General features: G+C 36.1%; 5 protein-coding genes and 2 pseudogenes. 4 read left to right on the top strand and 3 right to left on the bottom strand.

The window, feature by feature from the left end; all coding sequences use genetic code 11:
• Window positions 1-2: 2 nt before the first annotated feature.
• Genes WAA15_RS19090 through WAA15_RS19080 form a run of 3 tightly spaced genes read right to left on the bottom strand, consistent with a single transcriptional unit; the run spans window position 3 to window position 11998 of the window.
• Entirely contained in the window at window positions 3-3509 is a 3507-nt protein-coding gene (locus tag WAA15_RS19090) for a hypothetical protein (protein ID WP_337044428.1), read from the bottom strand.
• A 13-nt stretch (window positions 3510-3522) separates the two neighbouring features.
• The gene (locus WAA15_RS19085; protein ID WP_337044427.1) at window positions 3523-10551 is read right to left on the bottom strand and encodes a LamG-like jellyroll fold domain-containing protein; all 7029 of its coding nucleotides are present in this window, start codon (window positions 10549-10551) and stop codon (window positions 3523-3525) included.
• A 49-nt stretch (window positions 10552-10600) separates the two neighbouring features.
• Window positions 10601-11998, bottom strand: a complete 1398-nt coding sequence (locus WAA15_RS19080; protein ID WP_337044426.1) for a hypothetical protein — start codon at window positions 11996-11998, stop codon at window positions 10601-10603.
• A gap of 734 nt (window positions 11999-12732) precedes the next feature.
• On the opposite strand from WAA15_RS19080, the gene WAA15_RS19075 reads away from it, so the two are divergent.
• The 4 genes and pseudogenes from WAA15_RS19075 to WAA15_RS19055 all read left to right on the top strand — a co-directional run bounded on the left by WAA15_RS19075 (window position 12733) and on the right by WAA15_RS19055 (window position 15590).
• A complete protein-coding gene (locus tag WAA15_RS19075; protein WP_337044425.1) occupies window positions 12733-13107 on the top strand; it encodes a hypothetical protein in 375 nt (124 codons plus the stop codon).
• Between the two features lie 157 nt (window positions 13108-13264).
• Entirely contained in the window at window positions 13265-13552 is a 288-nt protein-coding gene (locus tag WAA15_RS19070) for a hypothetical protein (protein ID WP_337044424.1), read from the top strand.
• Between the two features lie 110 nt (window positions 13553-13662).
• A pseudogene (locus WAA15_RS24590) lies at window positions 13663-14552 on the top strand (IS256 family transposase); the annotation flags it as partial.
• A gap of 137 nt (window positions 14553-14689) precedes the next feature.
• Window positions 14690-15590: pseudogene (locus WAA15_RS19055) on the top strand (IS481 family transposase).
• Window positions 15591-15795 lie beyond the last annotated feature (205 nt).

Raw genomic sequence — 15795 nt, 5'->3', positions numbered from 1 at the left:
TATTATTCCCATATTAAGGTTATACCATCAGTTAAATAAAAACACATCGGGCATCTACAAAAAGTTGATTTAACAAAAGGGAGGCCATTATTTTTATTAATATTTCCTACCATAACTACAATTTTTTGATACTGTGATTGAGGGATGATATGGTCATGAGCAAGACCTGCCATTGTTTTAACCTCAGCATGCCATCCGGATAAGCCAGTTGCTGTTAGCTTTCCTTCAGTAATACCACTTCCTAGGAAATCTTTAAACATCATTCCACTGCCTTTCACATGATCTTCTCTAATCCAATTGAGAAAGTTGATTTTAGCTCTAATCGGTTTAAATTCTATAGAATTTATTAAACTTTGATAGTCAGGATGGTTTATTTTATCACCAAATCCTGCTCCATTTGTCTCTACTCTTAATGTAATCGCAGCGTCATCGGTATACGCACCAACTGCCACTGCTGTGCCAGAACCTGCTGGTAAATTGGCTGTATTAGGAGTTGTTAAAACATTCATTTTTGCTAAAATTGCATTTTTCTGGGAAAGATATGGGGCATTTATACTAACATTACTGATAGGTTCGGCGGGTTTTTCAACATAACTCTTTTTGAATAAAAATTTTTCCGTTTTCCATGTTTTAATAATCGAAACTGGCTGATTACGAATATCATTTACTAAATTTGTTATACTCAGCTCAGATTCTGTCATATTTTTACAATTAGCAATGAATTCATTCAATTCTGATTCATTAAGAGCAACCCTGAATTCATTAAATATTTCCTGATACTTTGAGAATCGGTTTAAAGTGGTTAAATGTAAAACTAAATCATCTGTATTATAAATTGCTTTAGATAAAAAGCGGTTTTCACTTTTTGCCAAAGACTTAAAAAAATCATCTCCACTACCAGTTAAATCTTTACTAATTGATCCAAAAATCAATTCAAGTTTAACAGGATCCGGACTTAATATTTTGTGATGATCAATGAGTAAGCTTGTAAACTCAATTTTCAAAATTTCAGCATTATGCGCCCCCATGCCATTCGTTGCTAAGTGCTCCCAACCTTTTGCAAACCAACGATTCAGTTGGTAGGCCCTTTGCGCTTCTTTGCTTGCCTTAAAGTAGCTATCAATAATTTGAATTTCGTAGGTGGCTGGGTTTTTAAGATACCCAACCATTGCTTTTATAGTATATTCATCAATAGCAATTTCATTGGCAAAAGCATTATAAATGCTCTTTTTATTAGGATCTATGAGTACGTCATCAAGTGTTCTACCAATTTTATTTAAATAAGCCTCAAAACTATTATTTAGTGCTTCATCGGGTATTTTCTGAAAAAAACCGCCATTGGCTTTGAAATCATCAAGCGCGTTTATCGTTGTGCGGACGCTAAATGTTGGGTTTGCGCCCAGGTTAAAGTTATAATCAGTGAGTTTTTCAACAAATTTAAAAAAGTTCATTACAGCAACTTCATAAGGTGTCCCTTTTGATGCCGTTCGCATTCCGTTAAATTTCGTTCGGGCAATATCCTTTAGTTGCTGTGCTTTAGTTTGCCATTGGGCAGGCAAAGCTTGGCTAATTTTAGAGACACCAAAACTGCCTACATGATACCCTAAGAAGATATATCCTAATTCATTATATAAGCTATAGCCCGTATTCCCTAAATTATCTTTGAGAAAAGTATTGTATGAAGGGAAATTAACCCCAAATGTTTGGGAGGTAGTCCAAGCCGCTTCTAAGGCTGCTATTGATTTTCTAAATAATGATTTTGCAGGTGAGGTAATAGTGTTGATGTTAGATTTGATTCCAAAAAATGAGGCAACATTCACTATGTAATTTTTTAAAAATCGAGCATCCTGACCATCTTTAATGCATGCAAGCATTATACCTGTCATTAATATTTGCTCATCTGCACCACTTAACGTCTCGCCCAGTACAGTTCCATCAGTAGGAGTTAAAAATACCAAATCAAAAGGTGCTATAAAATCTGGAGAACTTTCTGATAATAGAGTTCTGGATGTATTTGAATCATCACCAATAGATGAATTGCAAGAGTTTGTTGAAGTTGTTTCAGTAACATTATATATTTTTGTAATAACTCGTGCATTTGGAATTTCGTTTGCATCTCGAAATAAATCAAGTGATACATTAAATTCAGAATAACTTCTATTTAAAGTCGTTATACAACTTGATTCCGTAGTTGTTGTAGAAATAAAAGGATTAAACCCTGCACTCTTTAATTCTTCATCTGTGTAAAAAAAGGTCCTTTCATAAGGAATTGCCTGAATATCTTCAAGACTTGCTCGCTGAGCAACCATCACACTAAGCAATTTTACAAATTCAAAATAGTTATTATCACCAATAAAGAAATGGTCACTATTTAATTCAGATAAATAATATTTTAAGTTTTCATAATTATTACTTTTAAAGTAATCAATTAACGATTGATAGTCATCAACTTTTGCTGTTCGAAGTGTTGCAACTACAACATTTTCCTCTCCTCCTGCATCAAATAAAATATTATAAAAAGTATTTCCGTCAGTAAGTGTTTTTGAATTTTTAAATGTATTAAGAATATGTTTTCTCGTTTCAATGTTAAATGCTGCAAAGCAAGATTTACTCTTAATGCTCTTTAGTAAACTTAACATTTTGTCTGGTTCGGTAATAGGCAATTCAAGTATTTTTTGTTGCGCGTCATTAATATTCTCACAATCAAGCGTTACCAGACTACCATTTAGTGCATTAAATATTCTAGTTGAAAATTCATCAAGTTTATTATAGATTGTTATAGCATCTGTTTTATTAATTTGTCTGGAAAATGTTCCATCAAAAACTCCATTTATTATCTTGTTCCACTCTGTTACGGCACCAGTTACCGTTTTTTGAGGAGTAGCGTTACAAAACCAACTTTGTGTCTGAGTAGTAATACTTCCATCGTATTCGTATCCAACAGCAAGTCCGCTGTATATTACAATCATCCCTTTATTTGAGGCGGGTGTAACACCCACAAGACGAAAAATATCTTCATAAATTTTTTCATAGTTTTCTTTTATAAGAGATACATTGAGCTTGCTTTTTTCACTTGCAAACTTTTCTAAGTCCTTAAAAGAATACTTGCCTGGAACTATGCCATTCCCCCAATAAAAATTCCCTAAAAAACCGTCAAGGCCAATATAAATTTGTGGCTTACTTAAACTGTTTAATACTATATTTTTTTGAATCAGTGAAATGTTAAGTTCAATATCTCTAAATCCGCTTATAGGATGAATTGCTTTAAAATAACCTTCACCAGAGGTTATCTTCCAGAAATCATCAAATCTTATAATATATTTGTTTTTAGATGACTCTCCTCTTAAATCATTCTCATGATTTTGAAGAATCATTTGTTTTAATTGACTTGAACCATATTCGACATACTTTTTAATAATATCATTATCAAGGCTATCGGCGATAGGTCTTGCCAACGATAAAAAGTTTATCAAAAACAATAGAGGTATAAGGCTTACTATTTTTTTCATGAATCTTTGCTCTTTATTGTTTATAAATTTGTTGGTCTAATATTTTGGTAATGGCATCTATAAATACGCCTTTTACAGAATTTACTGTATCAGTTTCACAACCGTTTGTAGAAAAAGTACAAGAACTCGTGTTGGTTACGTAACAATTGCCAGGTAAGATTGAATAAACATGTTCGGTCAGATTCTTAGAATTTGCAATTATTTTCTTAGCAAATTCACTAGGATTATCATTTATACCGTCTTTGAATGCTTTAGCTATTAAAGATGCATTGTATTTCCTTTCCGCTGCAAAAAGAGCTGGGATTCTTGGATCGTCTATAGTTGTAGAATTACTACCTTCAATTTTTGTAATAGATGTCCCATAAGTTTCATCAACGGCTGGTTCCATTTCATCAAGGTCAATTTGCAGCGCGTTAGCTGCAGCTTTAAACGCGTTGTATTTTTCAGTCTCATTGTAATCGGTACCTGATTGGGTCAATTGTGTAACAGCCTTTTTAATAATACACACATAACTATTCAAAAACTTATCCTTTTTGTCTCTGAATTCTTGCAATAGACCCATTTTAGCAGTGTAGGTTGCTGGATTAAAAGGATTTGCAGTAGCGGCATCTTCTACTGCCTGTGCAGCGGCATTAGCCTGAATCTGTAGGGCTTCAGGTAACTCTTTTTCAGCTTGCTCTCTGAATTCAGCTAAGAAGTGCTTCAGTTTTTTAGCATCGCCAATTTTGTCATACGTGATTTTAGCCAGCTCGTCAAGGGCTTCTATCATGCTTTTTACCTTCTTCAACTCATCGGTTACGTCTACTATATTGCTTTTGGTTTCGTCGTAGATGGCTTTTACTACGCCATTTACCAATTCGTATTCGTCGTTTACGGTGATGCCGCTGAACTCCACTACTATTTTGGTATCCTGCAGGTATTTGTTTTTTACATAGGTTGTACCAAGACCTGTGAAGAGGCCGTTATCGCCGCTCACTTTTTCGATGGTTATCTCCCAGTTATTGGCATAAATCTTGTCTTTCGGGAAAAGATTCGTCAGGTTTTCAGTACCCGTAAATTCCGGTGGTGGAGGTACACACTCCCCTATGCTTCGTTTCTTCAAGGGTTTCATATCTCGCGGAATAGACGATACATTGGTAAGCGGCATTTCTACTGTAGTATTTGAACCCGGCGTTCTCCATCCCAGCGAAGCATCATGGTTAATTGCCTCCTGCGGGCCTATATCTTTCGTAATAATCTCAAAATAATACATCCTGCCTTGTGTCAGCTTAACAGCAGTGGCAAAATTCCAGTCTTCGGTATAGCCAACTTGTGTACTAATAAGTTTTTTAGCATTCTGGTTTTCTTCTGGACTCATATATAAAGCGGCCCATTCGTTGGTTTTTAAGTAGAAACTATAAAGTCCGCTTATTGGAGGGCATATATAGCCACTTATCCTACCAATGATCTTGTACTCACGCCAATCAGTTGTAGGTATTGCAGGTGAAGTAAACAGAGGTGTTGTACCATTGCTCACCTGTACCGAAGAGGGAGCTATCCGGGTAGCATAGGTTGCCACCGGATTGGTTTTAATATAGGCTGCTACATCAAGGGCATTCCATGTAGTTTCGGTATGGCTATTCAATCCTACATTAAGCCAGCGTTCGTAGGCAATGTTATTATCAACCTCGCAAGGTTTAGGCGGTGTGGGGCAGGCGGTACGTTCCAGGTTGTATAACTGGCTAGCACTATTAGTTACATATGTACCAGCTGCCATGTCTGCATTGATATAATCTCCGTTTACGGCATAGCCAAGTGCGTAGTCTGCATTTAGTTTAGGTATAATTTTAAACTTGCCTGTATTGGTACCTTCTTCAACAATTTTCCATATCTGGGTATCATCAACTACCCGGCGGTCTTTAAGCAGAGCTATAGAATTGTTGTCATGTGCCAGTATCTTATCAATGGCATAGTTATTAATGATTTTATAATACCCACTGCCCTGATGTTCCAGTTTCCAGATATCCTCATCAAAATCACCTTTGGCATGTATTCTCACTGTGTTGTTCGCTCCTTGTTGATAAGCCGCATAAACTGAGCCCGGGCCACTTTCAAAATCACCAAAGGTGGCCGTGGTTTTAATTACGTAGCATCCTGATAAATCTGATTGTTCGGCATTGTTTACGGTTATTACTTTAGTGGCTTCGCATACTATATTATCCGGCTTTGTATATTTTACTGTATAGGTATAGCTACCTTCTTTTACTAAAGATTGAGGCATGGTATATGTGTCGCCTGAGCCAACCTGTTCTCCATCAAGCCACCAGGTAAGTTGTGGCATAACAGGTGGTGAGGCTGCCTCATTAAGGGTTACGATAGCCGCCTCCCCTTCAAGCTTTATGTTATAGTCTGGTTTAGCAATTACACCATTCACAGGAAATGCATCATAAACCCAAGTTCCCTTTAAGCCTGTGGTATTACCAGGTAAATCAGTATTTGTTGCATTATTACTTATTTGCTGTGCCGTGCGGGATGTAAACCAAAAGCGTGCATATTTTACGTATCCTTTAAAACCTCTGTCGTTATCTGTGCCAATATGATTTGGCCCTAATATCCTGAGTGGTCCTTGTACACCGACTGGAGCAGAAGGAGCGGTTTTCACTAATACACCATTGATGTATAAAGAGGCAATATTATTAGTATAAACTACTGCAATATGTGTCCAGTCGGTGATTCTTCCTTCGTAAGAACATGCTACACGCCGGAAATTATTGGCAAATTCTATTACGTTTACCCCGTTAGAACCCACAGAGAGGAGAAATATGGCATCTGTTGTAGAAGCATTATAGCCCATATAGAGATACCGTTGGCGTGAGGCATCAGAGGCATCGCCTACAGAAATACCTACTTCCAGGTCTGGTTTTACTAAAATCTCAGCAGTTATATTGGTTACCTGATTACTTAAATCTGGGATTGTCACAGCTCCGCTACCATCTAAACGTAATACTTTTGCAGCAGTTGCAGGTGTAGTAGCTGGTAGGCCTGATACACTCGCATAAAATTTAGGTTGAATTCCCATTCCTTCCCGTATGGTTTCTCCCGGAAAAACAGTGATAACCGGGGGTTCGCATTCAACAGTAGGGTCTTCACAAACTACTGATACTCCGGTTGTAATCTTACACCCTTCAGCATCATCAGGAGGTCTCTGCCGGTAAGTGATTCTATAGTTTCCGGATTCTAACGCATTGAATACATTTGATGCCTGATTATTGATTAAGGAAATATAGCTACTATTTCCATCTTCGTCTCTTACAACTTTTTCCAAACTATATTCAGAGGTATAGGAAGCATCCTCTTTCGCGTCTTTGATGTTAACAGTAACATTTCTTTTTCCGTCTATACATTCAATAGCAGGGTTTATGAAATCACCTTTAAACTCAATCGCACAGCAACGGAAACTTCTGCTACTTGTATTCTGGATGGGATTATTGTTAGGGTCAAGTACAGTAACAATATATTTTTTTCCATTTCTATATTTTTCAAGTGGTTTATAATTGAAATAGACATAAGAACCACTGCCATTTTCGTTTACTGTAAGTGAATAATCGGTAGAATTTGTTCCATTAGCTTCAGCTATTCTTATAGTTAATTTGTAATCAAGTGATAAACCTTGGTTATTAGAATCCATAATCCAGCCTCTTATCTCAGAACATGTAGCAATATCCAGATGACCGCTATAGGAAGCAGGAGCAACAAATTGTACATTAATCTGGTCATTTATTTCACATCCACGCAATTTAACTGTTAGGTAGTAAGTGCCTCTGGTATCATTATTTTTATCAATAGTTGGATTACCACAACCAGTACAGCCAGGATAATTATTAATGACTATTCCTGCTTGATTTTTCCAGATAATCTCCGCTCCATTTAGAGACTTATTTGACCATAAACTTAGATTAAATTTATCTGTAGTTTGTGAAAAAGAAGCGCCAACAGCGAAGTTACACTCGCCAATTACTACTTCAAAATTCTTAAAATCATCACAATATCGGTCCGTCATCCACTTACTTATTTTTACGTTATAACGACCGCTATTAGCCAATGTAGCCAAAGGTATTTTTGGAAATTGATCCTGACTATAAAAACCATTCGGGCCTGACCATTCGTATTTATCTCCACCTCCTGATGTTAATCTCAATTCTTCGCCTACTCCTACTTGCCCGCTCGGGCTGTTACCATAAGCAAACGTTTCAAAGGTAGTACCGCAAGGATTTATATCTAAAACCTGTATTGAAATACTTTTCTGACAAGTAGTTATCGGTGCTATAGTAGTGGTCATTGTAACTGAATAGCCACCTGCCTGATTTATCTGAATACCCGGGATGGTCAATTTATTAGTATTAAGTACTGTCCCAGACGGGATATTCGGCCCATTCCATAAGTAATTTACTCCAGTCATATATGGTACCTCTAAAACAAGGTTCTGAAAACGAAAGATTGTATTATCAGGCACATTTGATTTAATGACAATAGAATTACAATCACAAATCTGGCTATAGGTAATACTTATGCTATTTGAATTAACACTTTCTTTAGGTAAAGGTACGTCAGGACATGTCTGTATGCATTGAGCTGTATAAGTTCCCGAATTGCCAGTAATATTAATAAATGGTCCAATCTCTTTAGTAGACCACTTAGTGGTTTCAGAACATCCTTGGGCTGTAATCATTGTAGTTGCTGAACCACCTGTACCACAAATACTTGTTTGGGTGGTAGATAATGTAGGTGCATCTGGCAAAGAACCTGTTTTTATAGTAGTTGTCTCAGAAATCTCATTATTAGAAGCATTTACACTACATTTTGCCCGATAAATTCCAACTCCTACACTCATTGAATTAGTTATCATATCCCAAGTTGAACCATTGTACTTTTCAAAAATCGGTACACCAGAACAACCTTTGGAGGTCAGATTCGTCGTAGATGTTGTCGAACAAAGTAGGTTTTCTCCTGCTTTAATAGTGGGCCTACAAGAGGTAATAATTACTAAATTTGATGAAGTACTCGTCGGTGCGCAAGAAATAGAACAAGTAGCAGTATAATTTCCTATTTTATCAACTTGAAGTAAATTGCCTGTCGCTCCCGTATTCCAAGTGACTAATCCTGTACATCCACTTGCTCTTAAGTTAGCAATATCAGTATTACAAATAAGTGTTTTATCAGCTACAATTGTTGGAGCTGCAGGAGTAGATAAAGTTTTCACCTCGAATTCTGTCGACGCATTACCACTACAACTGCTACCGTTATAGCATGACACTCTGTAGAATCCTGCCTTACTTGACGGATTTGGATCCTCTATTCCATTAAAGATCATTTGATAATCAGTCTTCCCAATAATTTCACTCCAAGAACCATCCGTAGCTTTTTTTTCCCATTTGATATCATAATTATAGGAATCACATCCATTTACTGAAAGAATCCAAGAATTACAAGCATATGGTGCGCCTACGCCTGTAGCCGATAGTGTTGGAGTAGGTGCAGTTGTTTTACTGGTAATTGTAATGGAGCTTGTTGCGTGTGTACCATTCGGGGGGGTGGTACAAATTCTATTACATGTGGCTGTATATGTGCCTGGATTAAAGGTAGTAATAGTTCTTTGATTTGGTGCAAAAGGTCCAGTATTCCATGTAATTGTTCCACTTAAACATTCTTTAACTGTAATAATAGTTGACTCTCCACTGCATATACTGGCTTTAGTAGCCTCCAAGTTAAATTGGGGAACAATTGGGCAAAACCTCATTTCTGCACTTCGGTTATCACATTGATGCCACCAAGAGTCAATTACAGTATTACAAAAAATTTTTGAACGATATTTACTGTCAACGGAAATATTTTTAACTACTATTATTTCTCCATCTTTTAGGGACTCCTTATCATTAAAAATTACAGGAACTATCATTGTACCTATCGAAGTAGGTATACTATATTCTACATTTTTCAAAAACAATTCTGAGTTATTGCTTCTTCTTTTATACAAATCAAAGGAAATATAACGTATTTCAGAGCGCCACGCACAATTAGAATTATGTTGCAATGCCTCAAATCCTAAAGAGATATTGTTGGTTTCATAACCTGTAATACTGTAAGGCTGCCATACATCTAAAGTCAAAACATCACAATCTGTAGCAGCAATAGAAGAATTAACAGTGCTATCCGTAAGTGTATTTACCCCTGAGGGAGTTTTCACATTTTGAATAATTTTAGATGCTACATAGTATGATGCATTAATGCCTGCACCTTTTGCACCTCTTAAAAGCTTAAACTCATTTAATTCATTAGCTTTTTCGAAGAATCCTCTAATTGCAAACTCCTGTCTTGGGTTTTCTTTTGTTACTTTGCCTTGTACAAAATCATAATAGGTTCCTCCGGTCTGTATAAAACCATCAGGCAAAAGCATTTTTAAGGTAAACTCATTAGAGCCTTCAAACTGAAACATTAGTGCATGGTTCACGTCTACAAATTCTGCCGTTATTTTAATTTCAAATTCTTCACCAATAGCTATAGAATCCTTGCTAGCACTTAGTCTGAACCGAACAGGGTCAAAAACCATGTTTTTTTCATTACTCTCAATTTTCCTGAAAGTATGCGCTACAGAATCATATTTATAATATTCTTTTTCATCTAACCCTAATAGCTCGTTAAGAGGGATTTTTTTATCTGCGGCAATTGGTAATGACTTTACAGGCAATGGTTTAATAGAACCAACGCCTTGTCCGATTCTGGAATTATCAATGACGGTGTTTTTTGAAACGGAATCGATATTGCTAATTGAGATAGCACTATTGCTTGTAGATGGCAACCTTTCTGAATCTATTGAAAATGCCGTTACAGATTCGATAGAAGTAGATGTACTACCGGTAGAATTGAGGGCCTGCAAAGTCTGATTAGTAGAATTTATTTTTTCTTCAGCAAAAACTTTAAGCTCTTTTAGCGGCCGTGTAAAACTAGCCATAAATAAGAAAGCCAGAAGAGAAATGAATAAGTGTCCGGGTTTAATGTTTTTCATACTTTTAGTAGTCAAAATCAAATCAATTTTATTCTTGTTTTGCTAAAATTTATTTTTTCTCCAGTTGTTCTACTTTTAATTTCAGCGCTTTTATTTCTTTATTCTGCTCTATCATATACAGCGTTAATTCCTCTACTTTCTTTAAGAGCAGTCGATTCATTTCACCTAAATCTTGGCCTTCGTTTTCAATTTCTCTGGCGGAGGGGATTTCGGGTAAGTGATTGTTTTTCTTTGTAAATTGTTCTATTTCTTCAAGACTAGGCAGTTTATACGTAGGGCTAAAGACATAGTCTGGCCAAGCACCATTTACCTGTTTTTTTACCTTTACTTTTTCGGCTATTATATTTCCGGCTACGGCTAGTTTATAATCGGTGGGTATAGTAGTTGTTCCTATACCAATCTGCCCATTATTTTTAACAACCAAAAAATTATCAAGATAGGATTTACCAATACTCCAATGGCTAAGCGCATCAGCACTGCCGTGCCCCCATAGCCCGCCCCAATCTGTGTCGCTGCTTCCTTTGAATCCATAATTCATAGCCCAAAATCCAACATCTGCTTTTATTTTCATCGTACCAACTCCAGTATCAAAAGCAATAGAGCGTGAACCACCTAATTCAAGACGTTTCGTAGGTGCCGCCACCCCTATTCCTACATTACCAGTATTACTTATGGTCATAAAAGTGCTAGAGCCATCATAATTTCTAAAGTTATGGCCAGAGGTAGCATCAAGACTTATTGCTGCGCTACTTATATGAATTAGCCCGCCTGTAACTGAATGGATAAAATTATTTGATTTAGCTGAATATATATTAAGTCCATTTGTTGCACTATCCGCACGAAAAAACCTTATTGCACTACCTTTATTTACTCTGATATCTCCATTAACATCTAACTTGTAAGCCGGAGCGAGCGTACCAACGCCAACCTTACCGTCTGCGCTTATACTCATTCTTGGGGCTGAATTAGTACCAAATTGTAAAGCTGCATTTTTATAATTAAAAACAGACATTACATTCGAAGAACTAATTCCGTAGCCAACATAACCATAATTACTACTTTCAGCTCTATATAATGTATAAGGTCTACCTCCGGTACCTATTGTTTCAATAGTCTGGACGGCGGCTATTGAAGTCGCATTGGTCGCTACATGTAATTTCGCTAACGCAGTAGTTAGTCCGATGGCTACATTACCATCTTTGTCTATTCTCATTCTTTCTGACAAGCTATTCATGCTTGCGTTTGCTGTCCCTGTTCTGAAAACTAAATGGGCCTGAGTGCTGTCTGAACCAGTAATAGAGCCAATACTATTTACATAATTATTAGCAGTGTTTGTAAACCCGATTCCCCCCAAAGAGCCACTTTTTACGCTGGCTCTCCCATCAATTAAAACTTCATTTTTAAATCGGTTTCTATATGGCACAGTCACTTGTGCAGTGCCTGTCAAGGCTTCATCAACTCCTTACGCACAGCTCAGGATACAGATAAGCTACTTAAATGAATGCTTATGTAAAGTCAGGCATTTCAATTCGCTGACGAGCTTATCAGCTATTTTCAATGTCTTGATTACATAAAAATTACATTTTACAATTCTTCATGAAACACATACTTCAACTCTATTGGAGATAACATAAGTGCAAGTAGTTGCAACCGATAATCACAGCGAATAAAAGAGTCGAATTTAAGAAAAATCAAACTTTGCAATAAATAAATGACTGAAGATAAGATTGGTATTAGTCACAACCATTAGCTTTAGAGTATTTACAGGTTTCAAATATAGTAACAGACATAAATGCTTTTCTTAAAAGGGTGTGTTGTTAATTTTAAGATGAAACAAAGTAAAGACAAAAAAGCTTTGCAAGCAATAATAGATGTGATTTTTTTAAAGGACAATCCTTAAAAAATATTACACAATATTGTGAAACAAAAATTCAGTTAATCAGTCAGCAATATATGTTCAATACAATTGTAAAAAAAGGCTATGCATTGAAATGTATCCGTAACGTAAATGGTTAAAACCTTTGTAAAATTGAATATGAGCGAAGATTCAAGCAATTTTTAATATTTTTTGGACCAAACTTAAAAGTTGGGAAGTAGAACTTGTTTAATATTATTTTCTTAGAAGAATAGATGCTCAAGAAATAGCTAATTTTGTTTTGCGGAACAAAAAGTCTAAATCAAATGAGCATCTTGAACAAAGATAAGATTAAAGACTTTATCTTGCCTTATCTGAGTATTGGTAAGCGAGGTAAAAACTTAACAGAAGAAAAGCGAATAAGTATAGTTTTATCAATTTTTCATCGTTTAAAAACGGGCTGTCAATGGCGAGAGTTACCATTAGAGAAGTATTTTAAAGAGCCTTACAGTTATGAATCTGTTTTCTATCATCGCCGGGCGACCCCGTTCAATAAATGGTGTAAGGATGGTTCATGGGAAAGAATGTGGGTTCATCTTTTAGAAAGCCATAAAAGTCATTTAGACTTATCAAGTATTCAATTGGATGGTTCTCAAACAAGAGCCAATAGAGGAGGCAGCAAAGTAGGTTTCCAATTTTGAAAGGCTGATGAAACTACAAACTTTCTGTATTTGCCTGATAATCAGGGTATTTTAGTAGCGATTTCAGATCCCATTAGTGGTGAACATCATGATTTAGCAGATATAAGAAAGCATTTTAATCATTTAGTAAGTTGGTTGAGGAAAGCCAATATTAGAAATGAAGGTTTATTTCTTAACGCAGATGCTGGGCGGTTCGCCGCTGCGATTTGATAGTCAAGAATGCAGACAGATTTGTAAACATTCTCAAATCGAAGCTAACATAGCTTTTAATACAAGAAATGGTTCAATTCATGCCAGAAATGAATATTTTGATGAGGTACTTTATCAGAATCGTTATGTTATAGAGCGAGCATTTGCATGGTTAGATGCTTTTAAGAGTATGTTTAAAAATTATATTGGTCATATTTCACAATCGATTAAGAATTATTTGGCAGTTGGCCCATAAAATCCAAGCTTCAGCACTTTTTGTAGTTTTTTCATAGAGACTGTAAATTAAACTGTGTCAATGTAAAGATTTAACAAAAATGTTAATTTTACTTTAAACACAGTTTTTTTATGCAAACTACAGAAGAATTCAATTTTGAAGAGTTCAAAAAAGACGCTATTAAAGGCATGTATGCAGGTAAAGCTTTAAATGGCGAAAAAGGGATATTCGCACCTTTACTTAAACACTTTTTAGAAACAGCCTTACAAGGTGAGATGGATGCTCATTTAAAGGATTCCAAATCACTAGGAGAGAATAATCGACGTAATGGAAGAACGAACAAGCGAGTAAAGAGCTTATCTGGCGAATTTGATTTAGAAGGTTCACGTGACCGTGCTGGAACGTTTGAGCCTATGATTCTACCTAAGCGTCAGGTTATTATTACAGAGGAGTTAGAAGATAAAGTTATTGCCCTCTACGGTCGTGGTGTATCCACCAGAGATATTACTGAGTACATTAAAGAGATGTACCAGATGGAGATTTCGGCTACTCAATTATCTTCTATTATTGACAAAGACTAGGTGTCCCCGTAATCCCTGCGATGAATGAATGGCGTACACGCCCCTTACAATCAGTCTACACTTTTGTTTATTTAGACTGTATGCCTTATAAAGTCAAGGAAAGCGGGCGTGTAATTACACGTGCTATTTACAACGTTTTAGGCGTAGATGTAGAGGGAAAGAAGAATTTAATAGGTATGTATATATCTGAAACAGAGGGTTCCAAATTTTGGTTATCAGTTATTACTGACCTCAAAACCAGAGGAGTAGAAGATATTTTAATTGCCTGCATTGATGGGCTAAAAGGCTTCCCTGAAGCTATTGCTACGGTTTTCCCTTTAACTCAAATTCAAACCTGTGTAGTGCATCAAATTCGTAATTCTCTACGCTATATCGCTGAAAAAGAAAAGAAAGAATTTATCTCCGACTTAAAGCCAGTCTATCAAGCAGTTAATAAAGAACATTTGTGAAAATCAAGACTAAGGTTGACTAATTACTTAAAACTTAAGAAATTAGTAATTATAAACTTGATTTAGTATGAGAGCAAAAGCTCATTCTGATATTCGTAGGAAACTAAAAGTTCCGCAGCGGCGGACCGTTGAACTACGCAAAAGAAATTGGTAATATCACTAAAGCTTGTAGGTATTTTGGTGTTTCCAGAGAGACTTTCTATCAATGGAAACGTGCTTATGAAGCTCATGGAGAAAATGGTTTGATTAATAATAAACCTTGTCCTGTGAATTTAAAGCTTCGTACACCTCAACATATTGAAGAGAAAATAATACATCTAAGAACTACCTACCATTTGGGGCAAAAACGTATTATGTGGTATTTAAGCCGTTATCATGACATACATGTTTCAGAGGGAGCAGTCTATTATGTTCTTAAAAGAAACGGGTTAAATAAATTGCCTAAAAGCCAGCGTAAAAGGTCAATTGTTCCATTTAAAAGATATGAAAAACAGGTTCCTGGGCATCGTATTCAGGTAGATGTTAAGTTTTTATCGTTTAAAGACCCTGCTGGTAAATTGAAGAAAATATATCAGTACACAGCTATTGATGATGCTACCAGAGCCAGGGCTTTACAGATTTTTCCAAAACACAATCAAGCTTCTGCGATCGAATTTATAGATTATGTTCGTGAGCGTTTTCCTTTTAGAATACATACAGTCCAGACGGACAATGGACATGAGTTTCAAGCCAAATTCCAACGGTCCGCCGTCGCGGTGGTATTGCGAAGATTTAGGCATGCAACATGTCTATATTAAGCCCAGAAGTCCGCATTTAAATGGAAAGGTAGAACGCTCTCATAAAACTGATGCTCAGGAATTTTACCAACTTATTGATTATACAGATGATATTGATATTCGAAAGAAGCTTCAAGAATGGGAGAGTTTCTATAATCGGCAGGCGTACCTGTGTCATAGACCTAATGCAGCATTAAATGGAAAAACCCCTTATGAAGTACTTAGAGAAAGATTAATTATTTATACACAATAATTTTCTTTTTCGAATCCCTCCTCACAAAAAAGGAGGGTTTGAAAAAGAAAACTTCTTCGTCAACCCTACTTTTGATTGACACATTTTAATGTAGAAGCTGATTTTCTAGGTTTCTTATGCTTTTTTCTTACATCTTCTATTTTAGGGAAGCCTTATGAGAGATAAGTAATTAAATATCAGCTTATTACGCAAAAAAAGAACCCCG

This window comes from Emticicia sp. 17c (assembly GCF_037153985.1).
In the GTDB taxonomy this organism is placed as follows: Bacteria; Bacteroidota; Bacteroidia; order Cytophagales; family Spirosomataceae; genus Emticicia.
The sequence above is the reverse complement of the archived record's forward strand: the minus strand, read 5'-3'. Positions and strand labels throughout refer to the sequence as shown.

Excerpts from the sequence above, each read along its gene's own strand:
- WAA15_RS19090 (WP_337044428.1), bottom strand. The coding sequence starts at position 3,509 with ATGAAAAAAATAGTAAGCCTTATACCTCTATTGTTTTTGATAAACTTT.
- WAA15_RS19085 (WP_337044427.1), bottom strand. The coding sequence starts at position 10,551 with ATGAAAAACATTAAACCCGGACACTTATTCATTTCTCTTCTGGCTTTC.
- WAA15_RS19075 (WP_337044425.1), top strand. The coding sequence starts at position 12,733 with ATGAGCATCTTGAACAAAGATAAGATTAAAGACTTTATCTTGCCTTAT.
- WAA15_RS19070 (WP_337044424.1), top strand. The coding sequence starts at position 13,265 with ATGAAGGTTTATTTCTTAACGCAGATGCTGGGCGGTTCGCCGCTGCGA.